Annotated in this window: 1 protein-coding gene and 1 pseudogene; both read right to left on the bottom strand. The window is 39.1% G+C overall.

Annotated elements, in window-relative coordinates; all coding sequences use genetic code 11:
• Positions 1–133: 133 nt before the first annotated feature.
• Positions 134–385: pseudogene (locus AVJ19_RS21220) on the bottom strand (contractile injection system protein, VgrG/Pvc8 family); the annotation flags it as partial.
• Positions 386–425: 40 nt separating this feature from the next.
• Positions 426–780 (bottom strand): integrase core domain-containing protein (locus AVJ19_RS21215; RefSeq protein ID WP_162626693.1); only part of this gene is annotated, 355 nt, incomplete at its 5' end.

Genomic DNA, 780 nt, shown 5'->3' with positions numbered 1-780 from the left:
AGTTATTTTATAATCATCGAAGAATTCAAAAGGGTTTGGGTTTTAAGACACCAAATCAAATGGCCGAAGACTTTTATAAGTTGGCTGCCTAGAATCTCCCAAGGGAAAGTCTCCTGATAATTCAGCGTATATCAGCGGTGATTAGTAACTCTTGATCGGAACCTTCATGTTGATCAATTTCAGGATGTTCTTTGAACTTAAACCAATACCCGACATGTGCATCACGTACTGTTGAAGTCACACTAAAGTACTTGGCTTGCGAATTGAAGTATTTGCTTAAATTTTCATTCAGTTTTTCAATTTGTTTGTTGCCAGACTGAGTTGCACCATCTTCACCTTTGAGGTCTTGTATCCATGCAGGACTGATGTGAAAGGCTTGTTCTAAGTGAACCGTACCGGGTTTGTCGGAGACTTTTTTATTTAAGTTAGGCCACCTGACCTAACGGATTAATCTTATCATAGTACATTGCTTCAAACTCAAAAGGCGATACATAACCCAGTGCACCGTGTACACGCTTTTTGTTGAACCAATCTACCCAATTTAATGTCGCAAGTTGTACATCTGCTAAACCTTGCCAATCTGCTTTTAAATATTCAATCACCTCTGTTTTGTATAAGCCATTCACCGTTTCAGCCAAAGCATTATCGTATGAATCACCCGTTGTACCGACTGATGCTCGTAAATTTGCTGCTTCTAAACGATTGGTATAGCGAATAGAAAGATATTGAACACCTCTATCTGAATGATGAATTACATTCTTTGGCATGCCTCGATCGTGC

The organism is Acinetobacter sp. CFCC 10889 (assembly GCF_003268395.1).
Lineage (GTDB): Bacteria > Pseudomonadota > Gammaproteobacteria > Pseudomonadales > Moraxellaceae > Acinetobacter.
This window is presented reverse-complemented; position numbering and strand designations above follow the sequence as displayed.